The organism is Henriciella marina, assembly GCF_027213945.1.
GTDB classification, from domain to species: Bacteria; Pseudomonadota; Alphaproteobacteria; order Caulobacterales; family Hyphomonadaceae; genus Henriciella; species Henriciella marina_A.
Map to the genome: position 1 here is coordinate 57,182 of NZ_JAPWGW010000002.1, position 15,066 is coordinate 72,247.

The window sequence follows — 15,066 nt, forward strand, 5'->3', positions numbered from 1 at the left end:
AGATAGGTCAGCCATTTCAAAGCAGGTCTCTCACTTTCTGTCGGAGGACGGGCAGGATATCCGTCTCGAACCAGGGGTTTTTCTTCAGCCAGGCATTGTTGCGCCAGCTTGGATGAGGTGTTGGCAGGATACCGGTCTCTAAATGGGTGCGCCAGTTGCGAACCGTTTCAGTGAGCGTCTTCGAGGCTGCCTGCCCGAGATGCCACTTCTGCGCATAGCCACCGATCGCGAGGACCAGTTCAAGATCAGGCAGTCGCTCCAGCAAACCAGCCCGCCAGGTCGGCGCGCAGATTTTCATTGGCGGCAAATCACCGCCATTCTTGTCATAACCCGGAAAGCAGAATCCCATCGGCGCGATGACGATCCGCGACTCGTCGTAAAATTCGTCCTCGCTCACGCCCATCCAATCGCGCAGGCGCACGCCGGACGGGTCTGCGAATGGCTTTGATGAACGGTCCGCGAGATTGCCGGGCGCCTGGCTCGCAATCAGGATACGAGCCCCTGGCGCGGCTCGGACAATCGGGTTCGGATAACGCTGCATCTGGCCCGCGCAAATGCGGCAGGCCCTTAATTCTTCCAGATAGCTATTCAGGTCAGCGCTCACTTGGGCCAAGATGGAAACTCAACGCCCCAAGACAAGGATGAACGCGCATGATTGATCCGGTGGAGCTGGTTATCGAAGCACGGGCGCGCGACCTCGGAGGCGGCTTCAAGGTGCGCCGCGTCCTGCCCTTTCACAAGCGCCGCATGGTCGGGCCTTTTATCTTCTTCGATCATTTCGGCCCCGTGGACTATCCGCCCGGCAAGGGCTTCGACGTGCGCTCCCACCCGCATATCGGACTTGCGACGGTAACCTATCTCTTCGAAGGCGCCATCGCACACAGGGATACGGTCGGCTCTGACATCACAATCCGGCCCGGCGCGGTGAACTGGATGGTGGCTGGCCGCGGGATCGTCCATTCAGAGCGCACCCCCGATAAAGAGCGCGCCACTGGCATGCGTATGCACGGCATCCAAACTTGGGTCGCCCTGCCGAAAACGCATGAGGACTGCCCACCCTCTTTCACGCATCACCCGAAGGACTCCCTACCGGAATTCGACCTCGGTGGCGCCCGCGCCCAGCTGCTTGCAGGTGAGGCCTGGGGACATCGCTCACCTGTCGAGTTCCCTTGGGGGATCTGGTATCTCGGCCTGACCGCGTCAGACGGCGCAAGCTTCGAAATTCCAGCTGATGCTGCAGACGAACGCGCGATCTATGTTGCTGGCGGATCAGTCGCTATCGAAGGCAGAAGCTATGCCGACGGCGCCATGATCATCCTGACACCCGGGCAGACTGTTCAGGTCTCCGTTGCTCCAAGTAGCCACCTCATGCTTGCGGGCGGCCAGACAATGGATAGCCCGCGTCTCATAGACTGGAATCTTGTCGCCAGCCGGCAGGACTTGATCGACGAGGCGCGTGCTGGATGGACAGACTCCATCGCGCGTAACTGGCAAGACACGCGCTTCTCACTACCCGATGGAGAGGATGAGTTTATCCCCCTGCCCGGCGCAGACTGACACAAGCGCAGCAGCTTCCACCCCCTTTCTTGTGGGGTTCGCGCGGCTGTGTCACAACACCGCCATATACTGAATCAGGAGATTTTCATGATGCGTACATTCTGGCCCGCCGTTTCGCTTCTCGCCCTTGCGGCGTGCGCCGACCCGGCCACTCCTGCAGACGTGACAGACACCAACCAGGCTGACGCAAACGTCGAAGCGGAAGCTGAAGATATGGGGCAGTCGGCGTCTTTCGAGGACTCCGAGCTCATCCTGCCGCTTCCGGAAAGCACCTCAAGAGAGATTACCGCTGAAGATATCGGCACGCGCGTCGCGACGCTTGCTGATGACGCCTATGAGGGCCGCGGGCCTGGCAGCGAAGCCGGTGAAAACTCTGCCCTCTGGATCGCCCGCGAGATGGAACGCGTCGGACTTGAGCCCGGCGGCGAGGATGGCGGCTGGTTCCAGACTGTCGGCATGGTTGAGCAAACGATCGACGAGTCCAATTCTGGCATGACGATCAATGGCCTATCTTCGGGCGAGCCAATGGAGCTCACCCTGAAGGAGGACGCCGTTCTCTGGACGAAGCGCCAGAACGGAACCGAGTTCGCCTTTGATGATTCCGAGCTTGTCTTTGTCGGCTACGGCGTCGTCGCTCCGGAATATGACTGGAACGACTATGAAGGTCTCGATGTCGAGGGCAAGACCGTCGTGATGCTCGTCAATGATCCGGGCTTCGCACGCGGCACCGACGACCTCTTCAACGGCAAGGCGATGACCTATTATGGCCGCTGGACATACAAGTTCGAGGAAGCGGCACGCCAAGGCGCGACAGGCGCCATCGTGATCCATGAAACCGAGCCAGCGTCTTATCCATGGGAAGTTGTCCGAAACTCCTGGTCCGGCGCGCAGGCAGATCTCGTTCGCGGCGATGGCGGGGCCAGCCGCACCACCTTCGAATCCTGGATCACGCGCGACGTTGCTGAAACTCTTTTTTCCGACGCCGGTCTCGACTTTGAAGAAATGAAATCCGCCGCGAAAGAGCCAGGCTTTGAAGCCGTCGACATGGGCGACCTCTCTGTCTCTGGTAATATTGTGCAGACGGTCGCCACGATGGATTCCCGCAACGTGGTCGGCGTGTTGCCGGGCACCGAACGCCCGGATGAGTACGTCCTCTTCACGGCGCATTGGGACCATCTCGGCAAGAAAACCGAGGAACGCACCGGCGCGCCAACTGAAGACTTCTACCAGGACGACATCTTCAACGGCGCTGTCGACAATGCGACTGGCTCTGCCGCTCTTCTCGAGATCGCCGAGGCCATGGCGGCAGACGAACATCCGCGTTCCGGCCTATTCGTTGCCGTAACCCTCGAAGAATCCGGCCTGCTCGGCTCTGCCTACTATGCTGACAACCCAACCGTTCCGCTGAACAAGGTCGTCGCCGGCATCAATATGGACGGCATGCTGCCTGTGGGCCGTACCAAGGAAATGGTCGTCGTTGGCTACGGCGCATCAGAGCTTGAGGATATCCTCGAAGCGAAGCTGGAAGCCCAGGACCGCGTCGTCGAACCTGATCCGCGTCCGGAAGCAGGTTCTTTCTACCGCTCTGACCACATCTCCTTCGCCAAGAAGGGCGTGCCAATGCTCTACGCTGATGGCGGCATCGACAAGCGCGATGGCGGCGTCGCTGCTGGCCGCGCGGCTGCCGACACCTACACCGCGCAGCGCTACCACAAGCCGATGGATGAGTATTCCGAAGACTGGAACCTCAAAGGCATGGTGGAAGACGTGACCGCACTCTACGAAGTCGGGCTCGAAATCATCAACTCTGATGACTGGCCGACCTGGTATGAAGGCAATGAGTTCGAGGCTGCCCGCGAAGCCTCCCTCTCAGAAGCAGACGGCCAGTAAGCCTTGCTCTCCTATCAACATGGCTATCATGCCGGAAACAGGGCTGACGTGTTCAAGCACGCAGTCCTGTTTTCAATTCTGAACATCGCCCGGCAAGCGAACCATCCATGGCTTTACATGGAGACCCATTCGGCTGCCGGCTCTTACGATCTCTCCGACAAGCTCTCTCGCAAGACGGCAGAGGCAGATGAGGGCGTATTACGTCTTCTGGCCGACAAGAATCCACCAGCCCTTTTGAGGCCGTGGCTCGATCATGTGCGCAAAGCGACCCCGGCGGCCTATCCCGGCTCTCCCGAGATTGCGCGCCACTGCCTTGGCGAGAATGACCGAATGATCTTCTTCGAACGCCACCCGGCCGAATACGAGAAGCTTGTGAAAAGCCTTGGTGACGAGAAGCGCGCGCGAGCAATCAAGGATGACGGTTATAATGGCGCGCTGAAGCTGCAGCCGCGCAGCCATGAGCGCGCATTCGTCTTTCTCGATCCAAGTTACGAGACAGAGCGCGACATGGAGGAACTGGCAGCCTGGATACCACGCGCCATGAAGCGCTGGCCCAAGGCTGTCTTCCTCGTCTGGCTGCCACTCTTCAAGGATGAGCGCGAACTTGAGTTCGGCCAGTTCCTGTCTAGCCTGGATTTCGGCTTCGTGGCGGGCACACGCTGGCATGATGATAGCGGCAAGGATTCAGCGCTCGATGGGTCTGCCATGATCGGACTTCGGACGTCTCCGGCAATGGGCCGGCCCGCATTCGAGATTGCTGAACAGCTGGACGCCTACTGGTAGGTAGCTGACAATCAGGCGACGTCGCGCTCGATCGGGCCAATCCACTCATCATCCTCGCTTGGCGCAGCACGTGATGAGTTCTTGCCGATTGCCGATGGCGGCAGGGTCAGGATGGCCGTTGTACCAACACCAATACGGGACTTGAGCACTACATCACCGGACATCAGGCGCGCCAGGTGACGGCAAAGTGTGAGTCCCAGGCCGGTCCCCCCATGATCGCGATCAAGTTGGCTGTCGGCCTGATAGAAAGCGTCAAACACCTTCTCGAGCTTGCTTTCCGGAATACCCTGTCCGAAGTCGCGCACAGCAATGAACGGTGCGCCATCAGGGTCTACACCTGCCCTGATGACGATCTTCTTGCCCGGCTCATTAAACCGGATGGCATTCGTGACCAGGTTGATGAGGATCCGCTTCGTTGCCGTCTCGTCTGCGTGCAGCGTACTCAGCTTGGCCGAGACACTCACATCAAACTCCTCTGTCGATGCGTTGCCTTCGAAACCCGCAGCCAGCGTAATAGCTTCAGACAGCAGCGCGCGCGTATCGAGCTCGACAGAGTGAACCGGCATCCGCTCCAGACCAACCTTCGAGTAATCGATAATGTCGTTGATGAGCTTCAGCAGATGCGTGCCGCTTGCATGAATATTGTCAGCATATTCGCGCACATCTTCCGGTGAGAGCGATATCTTCGACTCCCCCTTCATGAGCTTCGAGAAGCCGAGAATGATGTTCATCGGCGTTCGCAGCTCATGGCTCATCGTGGAGAGGAATCGGCTTTTGGCTTCATCCGCCTCAACAGCCTCACGCTGCGCTTCGATCAGTTCGCGTTCGCGGGTTTTCAATGCCGTGATATCAGTATGGACGACAACCGCCCCGCCCTTACTAGTTTTGCGCGTCGAACGCATCAACCAGCGCCCACTGTCGAGAAGGACAGGAACGCTGTCCTCGCCCTCCTTCGAATAGTCTGGCGTTTCGCTGGCAAACCAATCGCGATGTCGCGCATTCGCGATCAGGAGATCGTTTTCGGCGTCGTAAAACGCAAAGGCGTCGTTCGACGACTCGATCGCATCAGCAAGTCTTTCGCGCGCACTGTTGCTCTCATGAACGGTCGACACGAGGGACTTGAGCTGTCGATAGCTATTGATGCTCCCATGCACCAGAACCGCCATGAAGATAGTCCCCAGGACTGCGATCGTGAGAGCATAATCCCCCCCGCGCACGAAATTCATTACGGTCACAGGGAATAGACAGGCGAAAACGAAACGGGACGTTATTCGTGGTGCGGGGCCGAGTATGCTCGTTAAACCCGCGGCCATGCCTGCCTGCATCATCCATACAAAGAGGAGGTGCGCATCACTCTCATTGCTTGCGAGCATGAGAGATGCCGCGCCCCAAATCGTGCCAATCGCCAAGGAAGCAAGCTCGGCCTTGCGCAGATAGCTCCCACTAACCGTTTCTGGTTTTGGCCGTTTTCTGAAGCTCAGCCAGGAAAAGACCTGAACGATCCCCATAAGCATGATTGGCAAATACCAGATCAGAATACTGCGCAATGGAGCATGCGATGCGGCACCGACCGCGACCAGAAGGCCGTTCACAATGTTGATCAGACCCATAGCAAGCTGGTTCTTGATGACCATGGCCTGCTGTTGCGCATAGATCTGCTGTTGCAGCCCCTCAGTCCCCTTTGGCAGGCGACCAATAAGTGCCATTACGGTCTCAGACGGATCTTGGGATCTGTGCATCACACAGCGGTCGTAACGGTATTTAGTTAATCGCTCCCAAAACTGTGGCAAAAATTCCGCTAAGACCTGTATCTTGAAGTGAATTTTGTAGTTCTACCCTTGCGCGCGTCCAAGACTTGCTTTCCGCTACGGGTATAGCTTCCGTAAGAGTGGGCCAGTAAGCGTGAGTAGTTTGAAGAGCGTCGGCATTATCGGAGGCGGTCCGGCAGGCCTTAGCATCGCGCGAATGCTGAAAGAGACAGGCGCATTTAAGCCCGTTGTATTCGAAGCGCTCAGTGAGCCGGGCGGCAAATCCTTTACCTATTATCACGGCCAGAACGTCGTCGAGATGGGAACTTGCTACGCCACCTTCTCGCATCGAATCACAAATCGCTGGATGAAAGAACTTCGCATGCCGATGTCTCCACTTGGAGACCAGCGGTTCGAAGGCGATGATTTCATGAAGTTCGTGAAATCCGGAGCTGGCCCCGCTCTCTCCCTGCAGGTCATGCGATACTGGCGCGACAAGCAGAAACTTGAAGCCGCTTTGAAGGCAGATGAGCCGCCGCAAGCCGCCCTTGATGAGGCTGCAATGCCCATCCAGGACTGGCTGCGCGCACGAAAGCTCGGGAAAATCGAGAATTTCATGCTGCGCTCCACCACCAATATCGCTTACGGCTTCATCGACGAAGTTCCAACCGTGCAGGCCCTGCGCTGGAACGACATGAACCTGATTTTCACGGGGCTTTTGAAACAGCTAAAGATGCCCGAAGAGGGGTGGACGGAATTTTGGCGGCGGATTGCGCGCGACCTTGATGTTCGACTGAATTCCAGGATCGGCGCTATAGACCGGTCAGGTCCCCGGCCAGCTCTCACAGTTGAAGATGGGACGACACATGATTTCGATTTGATTGTCTGTGCAATTCCACTCGATGAGTTCAGCCGCATGACGACCGCGACTGAGATCGAAACCAGAATCGCACAATCGGTCGACTGGAACGGGTACACGACAACGCTCCTTGCGGCGGAGGACTGGTTTACCGACGTTCATGTCGAGGCGTTCAAGGATTCGGTCGTGCCGGGCGCAGCGCGCGGCCAACTCCTTTCGGCGAGGCACGACGGGTTTGAGCCAGAACTCGGTGGAGACCTGTACCTCGCAGGACAGTTGACAGGCGACTATACATCTTCTGAACTTCAGGAACTGCTTCGCGCCGGTGTGGAGAAACGCGGTGCCCACGTGACGAACGTCATCCTGCAGAAAATGTGGAAGTATTTCGCCCAGTACCGGCCAGAGGCTATCTCGGGCGGCCTGCTAACAGACATGCGCGCCATCCAGGGGCAAAATTCGACGTGGTATACTGGCGCGATCTTCTCGCACGAAGCAGTCTCTCACATCGTCAATTTCAACGCAGATCTGGTTCAGAAAATGCATAGACGTCTGTAATAACTTTTACAGGTCGCGCCATGAACCTTTTCTTTCGATTGCTCTCCGTTTTTCTGCGTGCCAGTTTCGCTCGGCCGCGTGTCAGCCTGTTCGATACGACACGCCTGCGCTCACGCGTGATGCTGACCGATCAGGACATGTTCGCTCACATGACCAATAGCCGGTACTTCTCGTTCAGCGATCTCTCCGTCATCAACTATATCGTCCGGACAGGTACCTGGCCCAAGCTCAGAAAACGCGGATGGTTTCCTGTTGTCTGCGCTGAATCCGTGACATTTTCCCGGATGCTGAGCTGGCGCGACCGCTTTGAGATTGAGACACGTCTCATCGGCTGGACCGACACCTATATGTGCCTGCAGCACGACTTTATCCGTGACGGAAAACCCACCGCGACGGTGCGGATCATCGCACGCTTTGCCAGCCGTAAACGCGACCGGGTGACCATGGATGACGTTGTCGCCTATCTCGGCGTAGAGCGGACCTCGCCTGCCCTGCCAGCTGAGTTTGAAAACATGGTGGCAGACGTCGAGTCGGCGCGTCAGCGCCGGAATGGCGACAGCGCTGCTGCCTGATGGGGTGGTTGCGGCGCAATTCGCCACGGCAAAGCGCCGCTCATCGTCCTATATTGAGCCTTTGCCGCCTTGGCCCGGAGACCAGACATGCACATTCTCGCCCTCGCCGCACTCGGACTTGGCATTGCGTGCCTGATCGCAGCTTACCGCGCCTGGCGACGCCAGAAGTGACAGGGAAAAATGGTGGGCGGTAACGGGCTCGAACCGCTGACCCTCTCGGTGTAAACGAGATGCTCTACCAACTGAGCTAACCGCCCCTCTCGCGCCTTTTGCTTCACCCTTGCCGGAAATGCAAGACGGCCCCTGTAGCATCTCTGCAGGGGCCGTCTCATCAGGTACTATTCAGGGCGTTCCTGCCTAGTGGCGAACCGTAGCCTCACCGTCGCCGGGCTTGCCGGAAAGTGAAGCCTGCAGCGCCGCTTCATCGGCGTCCGACCACTCGATCTCGGCCAGGGGCTGAACGAGGGCGTGTGAGAACACCTCATTGATGTCCGTCACCGGAACGATCTCGAGGCCTTCCTTCACCACATCAGGGATCTCATCGAGGTCCTTTTCATTTTCCTGTGGTATCAGCACCTTCTTGATGCCGCCGCGCAGGGCCGCGAGAAGTTTTTCCTTGAGGCCACCAATCGGCAGGACACGTCCGCGCAGGGATACCTCACCCGTCATCGCCACATCGCGGCGCACCGGGTTGCCGGTCAGCAACGACACGATCGCCGTCGTCATCGCGATACCAGCCGAGGGACCATCCTTTGGTGTAGCGCCATCCGGAACGTGCACGTGGATGTCGGTCGTGTTGAACTGGCTCGGCTTGATACCGACCATGACCGCCCGCGAACGCACCAGCGAGCTTGCCGCCTGGATGGACTCCTTCATGACATCGCGGAGGTTACCCGTGACCTTCATGGTGCCACGCCCCGGCATCTTTACCGCTTCGATGGTGAGCAGGTCGCCGCCAGCTTCGGTCCAGGCTAGGCCCGTTACCGCACCCACCTGGTCCTCGTCATCTGCGAGTCCATAGCGGTGTTTGCGCACGCCGGAGAAGTCGTGGAGGTTTTCGGAGGTGATGGTGATCACCGTCTTGTCGCTCTGCGCGATCTGCCTCACTGCCTTGCGGGCAAGCTTGGCCAGTTCACGCTCCAGGCTGCGGACGCCAGCCTCACGCGTGTAGTAGCGAATGAGGTCGCGGATCGCGCTGTCGTCGACCTGCCACTCACTGTCTGCGAGGCCGTGATCCTTGCGGATCTTCGGGAAGAGGTGACGCTTTGCGATCTCCAGCTTCTCGTCCTCGGTGTAGCCGGCAATACGGATCACTTCCATACGATCGAGAAGTGGCTGTGGCATGTTCAGCGAGTTCGCCGTCGTCACGAACATCACATCCGAAAGATCGTAGTCGACTTCCAGATAGTGGTCGTTGAACGTCGAGTTCTGCGCCGGGTCGAGCACTTCGAGAAGCGCAGACGCCGGATCGCCGCGATGGTCCATACCCATCTTGTCGATCTCATCCAGCAGGAAGAGCGGATTGCCCGTCTTGGCTTTCTTCATCGACTGGATGATCCGGCCCGGCATGGAGCCGATATAGGTCCGGCGGTGACCGCGGATCTCGCTCTCGTCACGTACGCCGCCAAGCGACACGCGAACAAATTCGCGGCCCGTCGCCTCAGCGATCGACTTGCCGAGCGAGGTCTTACCAACACCTGGAGGGCCAACGAGGCAGAGGATCGGACCCTTGAGCTTCTTCGTCCGCTTCTGGACGGCAAGATACTCAATGATGCGTTCCTTGACCTTCTCGAGACCATAATGGTCCTCGTCGAGCTGAGTCTCGGCCTTGTCGAGATCAGTCGAGATATCCGTGCGCTTGCCCCATGGCAGTGAAACCATCCAGTCGAGATAGTTACGCACCACGGTGGACTCAGCCGACATCGGGCTCATCTGACGAAGCTTCTTCAGTTCCTGATCAACCTTGGTGCGGGCTTCCTCGCTGAGCGGGGCTTCACGCAGCTTGTCTTCGAGCTCGGAAATCTCGTCGCGCTCGCCCTCTGGAGCATCGCCAAGCTCACGCTGAATGGCCTTCATCTGCTCATTCAGGTAATACTCGCGCTGGGTCTTCTCCATCTGGCGCTTGACCCGGTTTTTGATCTTCCGCTCCATCTGCATCATGCCCATCTCGCCCTCCATGAGAGCGAAGACCTTTTCGAGGCGCTCGCGCGCATTCGAGAGTTCGAGCAGTTCCTGCTTGTCGGAGAGTTTGACCTGGAGCTGTGAGGCGACCGCATCAGCCAGCTTGCCGGCTTCGGTGATCTGGGAAACCGTCGCAACCGACTCCGGTGGGATCTTGCGGTTCAGCTTCGCATAGTTCTCGAACTGGTCAATCACGGCGCGCGACAGGGCCTGCACTTCACCCGTATCGCCCTCTTCCGGCTCAACGAGTTCAACATCAGCATCAAAATAAGTGTCGCGATCGTTGAACGACACAATGCGCGCGCGTGAAGAGCCTTCGACGAGCACTTTCACCGTGCCGTCTGGCAGCTTCAGGAGCTGCAGGATTGTCGCGACCGTACCAAGCGCGTGTACGTCATCGCCGGTCGGCTCATCGGTGGAAGGGTCTTTCTGCGCAACGAGCATGATCTCGTTCTCGCCTTCATCGACCATTTCCAGTGCGGCAACAGACTTGTCCCTGCCGACAAAAAGCGGGGCGACCATGTCTGGGAAGACCACGATATCCCGGAGCGGCAATACTGGGAGGGTTTTCTTGGGCATTTATGCCTCCTCTAAGGAAAATGGATCCTGCTCAGCAGCGATCCGGCCGGGCGTTACATATAGTTCGACGATTCCGGCCTTCTGAGAATGATGTGGCAACAAAAACGGCCTGTTCAAGCAGTGTTGAACAGGCCGTCGTGTCGCATTTCCTGTAATTCTGACGTCAGGAAGCTTCGCTTGGCTTGGCCTGCTTGGCGTGGACGTAAAGCGGCGCGGCATGTCCCTCTACGACTTCGCCATTAACGACGACCTCGTCGACACCGCGCAGCGTCGGCAGGTCGAACATCGTATCGAGCAGAATGCCCTCCATGATGGACCGCAGCCCGCGTGCGCCGGTCTTGCGGGCAATCGCCTTGCGGGCAACCGCCGTGAGGGCTTCCTCGGTAAAGGTCAGCTCGACATCTTCCATGTCGAAAAGGCGTTGATACTGCTTCAGCAGCGCGTTCTTCGGCTGGGTCAGGATCTCGATCAGCGCAGGCTCGTCCAAGTCTTCCAGTGTCGCAATGACGGGAAGACGGCCGATGAACTCAGGAATGAGGCCATAACGCTGAAGGTCCTCAGGCTCGGTATCGCGGAGCACTTCGCCCACGCCGCGCGCATCGGGATCCTTCACATCGGCGCCAAAGCCGATGCGTGTGCCTTCACCGCGCGAGGAGATGATCTTGTCGAGACCGGCAAACGCACCGCCAACAATGAACAGGATGTTCGTTGTGTCGACCTGGAGGAATTCCTGCTGCGGATGCTTGCGCCCGCCCTGCGGCGGCACAGCTGCAACCGTGCCTTCCATGATCTTCAGAAGCGCCTGCTGGACACCCTCACCCGACACGTCACGCGTGATGGACGGGTTGTCGGATTTGCGGGAAATCTTGTCGATCTCATCGATATAGACAATGCCGCGCTGCGCCCGCTCGACATTATAGTCGGCAGACTGGAGCAGCTTCAGCACGATGTTCTCGACATCCTCGCCGACATAGCCGGCTTCGGTCAGCGTTGTTGCGTCCGCCATGGTGAACGGCACATCGAGGATACGCGCCAGCGTCTGCGCCAGCAGCGTCTTGCCGCAACCCGTCGGGCCGACAAGCAGGATGTTTGATTTCGCCAGCTCCACCCCGTCAGAGGAAGATGCGTGCGAAAGACGCTTGTAATGGTTGTGTACGGCGACCGAGAGAATGCGCTTTGCGTATTTCTGGCCGATCACATAATCGTCCAGCACGTCGCAGATTTCACGCGGGCTCGGAACGCCCTCTTTCGATTTGAAGCCTGCTGCCTTGCTCTCTTCACGGATGATATCCATGCAGAGCTCCACGCATTCATCGCAGATGAAGACGGTGGGGCCAGCGATCAGTTTTTTGACTTCGTGCTGGCTCTTTCCACAGAAAGAGCAATAGAGCGTATTCTTGGAATCGCCGGAGCCGTTTTGCTTTGTCATGGCTACCTCTTAGCTTGGGAGCCTTTAACGCACGATTTATGCCGCGCGAGAAATCCCTCTAGACAATAATCTTATTTGGTGAACCCGGTTGCGCAAGTGCAGATGCACAGGCCGTCTGTCCTATGCGGTATCTTCATCCTTGCGGCGTTCATAGACCTGATCGATCAGCCCAAATTCCTTGGCTTCCTCAGCCGTCATGAACGTGTCGCGGTCCAGCTTGCGCTCGATCGTGTCATAGTCCTGGCCGGTATGTTTCACATAGATGTTGTTGAGACGCCGCTTCAGCTCGAGGATCTCCTCGGCGTGACGCTCGATGTCGGTGGCAACACCGCGATAGCCGCCGGATGGCTGATGCACCATGACGCGCGCATTTGGCAGCGCGTAACGCATGCCCTTTTCACCTGCAGCAAGCAGGAGCGAACCCATGCTGGCGGCCTGACCAATACACATGGTGGAGATCGGGCAGCGGACGTACTGCATCGTGTCATAGATCGCCAGACCCGAGGAGACGTATCCGCCCGGGCTGTTGATATACATCGAAATGTCTTTTTTCGGGCTCTCGGACTCAAGGAAGAGAAGCTGCGAGGTGATCAGCGCGGCCATGCCATCGTCGATACCGCCCGTCACGAAGATGATCCGCTCTTTCAGTAGCCTCGAGAAAATGTCGAAAGCGCGCTCGCCGCGGCTTGTCTGTTCGACAACCATGGGGACGAGGTTGAGAGCGGTGTTGTAAGGGTCGATGTTCATATATCGCGTTCCAGCCTGGCTTTAGTCTGTCGAATTATCCGGACTCTGTGGTCGCAGAGAGTCCCATATTTGTCCATTGCACTCTACACACAAGTGCTTTGCGAGACTGTAAACAGCTCGCTCGGCAGAAACGAAAATGCCGGGACATTTCTGCCCCGGCATGATCGCGTCGCTACAAGTTCTTCTTAGACCTTGTAGTACATGTCGAATTCGACCGGATGCGGGTGAAGCTGAAGGCGCTCTACATCTTCCATTTTCAGCGCGATATATGCGTCGAGCTGGTCGTCATCGAAGACGTTGCCCTTCTTCAGGAAGTCACGGTCTGCATCGAGGCATTCAAGCGCCTCACGTAGCGAACCACAGACCTGTGGAATGGATTTCGCCTCTTCAGGCGGCAGGTCGTAGAGGTCCTTGTCCATGGCATCACCCGGATGGATCTTGTTCTCAATGCCGTCGAGACCAGCCATAAGCAGGGCTGCGAAAGCGAGGTAAGGGTTCGCCGTCGGATCCGGGAAGCGGGTCTCGATGCGCTTTGCTTTCGGGTTGGAGCCGAACGGAATACGGATCGAGGCAGACCGGTTGCGGGCCGAATAGGCCAGCATCACCGGTGCTTCATAACCCGGGACCAGTCGCTTGTAGGAGTTGGTCGACGGGTTGGTCAGCGCGTTCAGCGCTTTCGCGTGCTTGATGATGCCGCCAATATAGAACAGGCAATTTTCAGACAGGCCTGCATAGCCGTCGCCCGCGAATGTCGGCTTGTCGCCGTCCCAGATGGACTGGTGCACGTGCATGCCCGAGCCATTGTCCTGGAAGTAAGGCTTCGGCATGAAGGTCGCCGACTTGCCATACTGGTGCGCCACATTGTGGATGACGTACTTATAGAGCTGCAGGCGGTCCGCCATCTGGGTCAGCGTGGAGAACTTCATGCCAAGCTCGTGCTGGGCAGGCGCCACTTCGTGGTGGTGCTTTTCCGGCTCAAGGCCGATCTCACCCATGACCGCCAGCATTTCCGAACGCATGTCCTGCTCGGAGTCGATCGGCGGTACCGGGAAGTAGCCACCCTTAGTGTGCGGGCGATGCCCCATATTGCCGGTCGGGTATTCCTTGCCGGTGTTGAAGGGCAGTTCGGTCGAATCGAAGGAATAGCCGGTCTTGTTCGGTGCCGTGTCCCAGCGAACGTCATCGAAAACGAAGAATTCTGCTTCCGGACCAAAATAGGCTGTCGTGCCGACGCCAGCCTGCTTCAGATAGGCCTCTGCCTTCTTCGCCGTGGTGCGCGGGTCACGGCCATAAGCCTGCATCGAAACCGGATCGAGAATATCACAGAAGACTGCCAGCGTTGTCTGCTGGAAGAACGGGTCGATAATCGCGGTGCTGGTGTCCGGCATAAGAAGCATGTCGGACTCGTTGATCGTCTTCCAGCCGGCAACCGACGAGCCATCGAACATCTGGCCCTCTTCAAAGAAGTCCTCGTCGACCATCCCCTTGTCGAAGGTGACGTGTTGCATTTTGCCGCGCGGATCGGTGAAACGGAGATCGACGAACTCGACGTCCTTTTCCTTCATCATTTTAACGAGATTGTCGGCCATTAAGCCCTCCTGTTGATTTGTTTGTCTTGTGCGTTGAAACGTGCGCCTGGCTAGAGAGCGCCGTCGCCTGTTTCACCCGTACGAATGCGCACTGCTTCTGTCACCTCAGAAACGAAAATCTTTCCGTCGCCGATCTTTCCCGTCTGCGCCGCCTTGGTGATCGCCTCGATGGCATTTGCGACACTGGAATCCGATACGACGAGTTCGAGCTTAAGCTTGGGAAGGAAATCGACGACGTACTCTGCGCCCCGATAAAGCTCGGTGTGTCCCCGTTGGCGTCCGAAACCCTTGGCTTCGGTAACAGTCATCCCCTGCATGCCGACACCATGGAGCGCTTCTTTTACGTCATCCAGCTTGAACGGCTTGATGATCGCTTCGATCTTTTTCATCGCCTTGCCTTATCCTTCCTGTCAGGTGGTTGCGTCACACCTATCAGCGTCGTCGCCAAGGTCGATTGCCTGTGCGCGCGCATGCGACCTCCCCGGCCATAGTTGCCCAATTCCGCGGCACAGGTGCACAGAAATTGACCTTACCCGCAATCGATAAAAGTGACGCCCGCGTCATTGTTTTTCCAGGC

Annotated in this window: 12 protein-coding genes and 1 tRNA gene; 5 read left to right on the plus strand and 8 right to left on the minus strand. The window is 57.9% G+C overall.

Going from position 1 to position 15,066, the window contains the following annotated elements; all coding sequences use genetic code 11:
• Positions 1-16: 16 nt before the first annotated feature.
• Complete coding sequence (locus O4G74_RS06705; RefSeq protein ID WP_269401870.1) at positions 17-541, minus strand: uracil-DNA glycosylase family protein; 525 nt, start codon at positions 539-541, stop codon at positions 17-19.
• Positions 542-651: 110 nt separating this feature from the next.
• On the opposite strand from O4G74_RS06705, the gene O4G74_RS06710 reads away from it, so the two are divergent.
• The 3 genes from O4G74_RS06710 to rlmJ all read left to right on the plus strand — a co-directional run bounded on the left by O4G74_RS06710 (position 652) and on the right by rlmJ (position 4,230).
• Positions 652-1,557, plus strand: coding sequence for a pirin family protein (locus O4G74_RS06710; RefSeq protein ID WP_269401871.1), 906 nt, complete (start codon positions 652-654; stop codon positions 1,555-1,557).
• An 87-nt stretch (positions 1,558-1,644) separates the two neighbouring features.
• Complete coding sequence (locus O4G74_RS06715; protein ID WP_269401872.1) at positions 1,645-3,447, plus strand: M28 family metallopeptidase; 1,803 nt, start codon at positions 1,645-1,647, stop codon at positions 3,445-3,447.
• A 48-nt stretch (positions 3,448-3,495) separates the two neighbouring features.
• Positions 3,496-4,230, plus strand: a complete 735-nt coding sequence (gene rlmJ / locus O4G74_RS06720) for a 23S rRNA (adenine(2030)-N(6))-methyltransferase RlmJ (RefSeq protein ID WP_269401873.1) — start codon at positions 3,496-3,498, stop codon at positions 4,228-4,230.
• Positions 4,231-4,241: 11 nt separating this feature from the next.
• Here rlmJ and O4G74_RS06725 read toward each other — a convergent pair whose 3' ends face one another.
• Positions 4,242-5,936 (minus strand): sensor histidine kinase, encoded by a 1,695-nt coding sequence (locus O4G74_RS06725; protein ID WP_269401874.1) that lies wholly within the window; start codon positions 5,934-5,936, stop codon positions 4,242-4,244.
• Between the two features lie 196 nt (positions 5,937-6,132).
• Between O4G74_RS06725 and O4G74_RS06730 the strand changes: the two genes are divergently transcribed.
• Both O4G74_RS06730 and O4G74_RS06735 read left to right on the plus strand, forming a co-directional pair.
• Positions 6,133-7,392, plus strand: coding sequence for an FAD-dependent oxidoreductase (locus tag O4G74_RS06730; protein ID WP_269401875.1), 1,260 nt, complete (start codon positions 6,133-6,135; stop codon positions 7,390-7,392).
• 20 nt (positions 7,393-7,412) lie between these two features.
• Entirely contained in the window at positions 7,413-7,964 is a 552-nt protein-coding gene (locus O4G74_RS06735; protein WP_269401876.1) for a thioesterase family protein, read from the plus strand.
• A 181-nt stretch (positions 7,965-8,145) separates the two neighbouring features.
• Here O4G74_RS06735 and O4G74_RS06740 read toward each other — a convergent pair.
• The 6 genes from O4G74_RS06740 to O4G74_RS06765 all read right to left on the minus strand — a co-directional run bounded on the left by O4G74_RS06740 (position 8,146) and on the right by O4G74_RS06765 (position 14,878).
• Positions 8,146-8,221: transfer RNA gene (locus O4G74_RS06740), tRNA-Val, on the minus strand.
• Positions 8,222-8,321: 100 nt separating this feature from the next.
• A complete protein-coding gene (lon, locus tag O4G74_RS06745; protein ID WP_269401877.1) occupies positions 8,322-10,724 on the minus strand; it encodes an endopeptidase La in 2,403 nt (800 codons plus the stop codon).
• 163 nt (positions 10,725-10,887) lie between these two features.
• Positions 10,888-12,153, minus strand: coding sequence for an ATP-dependent Clp protease ATP-binding subunit ClpX (clpX, locus tag O4G74_RS06750; RefSeq protein ID WP_269401878.1), 1,266 nt, complete (start codon positions 12,151-12,153; stop codon positions 10,888-10,890).
• Positions 12,154-12,273: 120 nt separating this feature from the next.
• Positions 12,274-12,900 carry an ATP-dependent Clp protease proteolytic subunit gene (locus tag O4G74_RS06755; RefSeq protein WP_119380939.1) on the minus strand — a complete coding sequence of 209 codons (627 nt, stop codon included), beginning with the start codon at positions 12,898-12,900 and terminating at the stop codon, positions 12,274-12,276.
• 185 nt (positions 12,901-13,085) lie between these two features.
• A complete protein-coding gene (gene glnA / locus O4G74_RS06760) occupies positions 13,086-14,489 on the minus strand; it encodes a type I glutamate--ammonia ligase (RefSeq protein ID WP_269401879.1) in 1,404 nt (467 codons plus the stop codon).
• A gap of 50 nt (positions 14,490-14,539) precedes the next feature.
• Positions 14,540-14,878 carry a P-II family nitrogen regulator gene (locus O4G74_RS06765; protein ID WP_119380937.1) on the minus strand — a complete coding sequence of 113 codons (339 nt, stop codon included), beginning with the start codon at positions 14,876-14,878 and terminating at the stop codon, positions 14,540-14,542.
• Positions 14,879-15,066 lie beyond the last annotated feature (188 nt).

What these genes read in the sequence shown, in the direction of transcription:
- O4G74_RS06705 (WP_269401870.1), bottom strand. Translation starts at nt 541, where the DNA reads ATGCAGCGTTATCCGAACCCGATTGTCCGAGCCGCGCCAGGGGCTCGT.
- O4G74_RS06710 (WP_269401871.1), top strand. Translation starts at nt 652, where the DNA reads ATGATTGATCCGGTGGAGCTGGTTATCGAAGCACGGGCGCGCGACCTC.
- O4G74_RS06715 (WP_269401872.1), top strand. Translation starts at nt 1,645, where the DNA reads ATGATGCGTACATTCTGGCCCGCCGTTTCGCTTCTCGCCCTTGCGGCG.
- O4G74_RS06725 (WP_269401874.1), bottom strand. Translation starts at nt 5,936, where the DNA reads ATGGCACTTATTGGTCGCCTGCCAAAGGGGACTGAGGGGCTGCAACAG.
- O4G74_RS06735 (WP_269401876.1), top strand. Translation starts at nt 7,413, where the DNA reads ATGAACCTTTTCTTTCGATTGCTCTCCGTTTTTCTGCGTGCCAGTTTC.
- lon (WP_269401877.1), bottom strand. Translation starts at nt 10,724, where the DNA reads ATGCCCAAGAAAACCCTCCCAGTATTGCCGCTCCGGGATATCGTGGTC.
- clpX (WP_269401878.1), bottom strand. Translation starts at nt 12,153, where the DNA reads ATGACAAAGCAAAACGGCTCCGGCGATTCCAAGAATACGCTCTATTGC.
- O4G74_RS06755 (WP_119380939.1), bottom strand. Translation starts at nt 12,900, where the DNA reads ATGAACATCGACCCTTACAACACCGCTCTCAACCTCGTCCCCATGGTT.
- glnA (WP_269401879.1), bottom strand. Translation starts at nt 14,489, where the DNA reads ATGGCCGACAATCTCGTTAAAATGATGAAGGAAAAGGACGTCGAGTTC.
- O4G74_RS06765 (WP_119380937.1), bottom strand. Translation starts at nt 14,878, where the DNA reads ATGAAAAAGATCGAAGCGATCATCAAGCCGTTCAAGCTGGATGACGTA.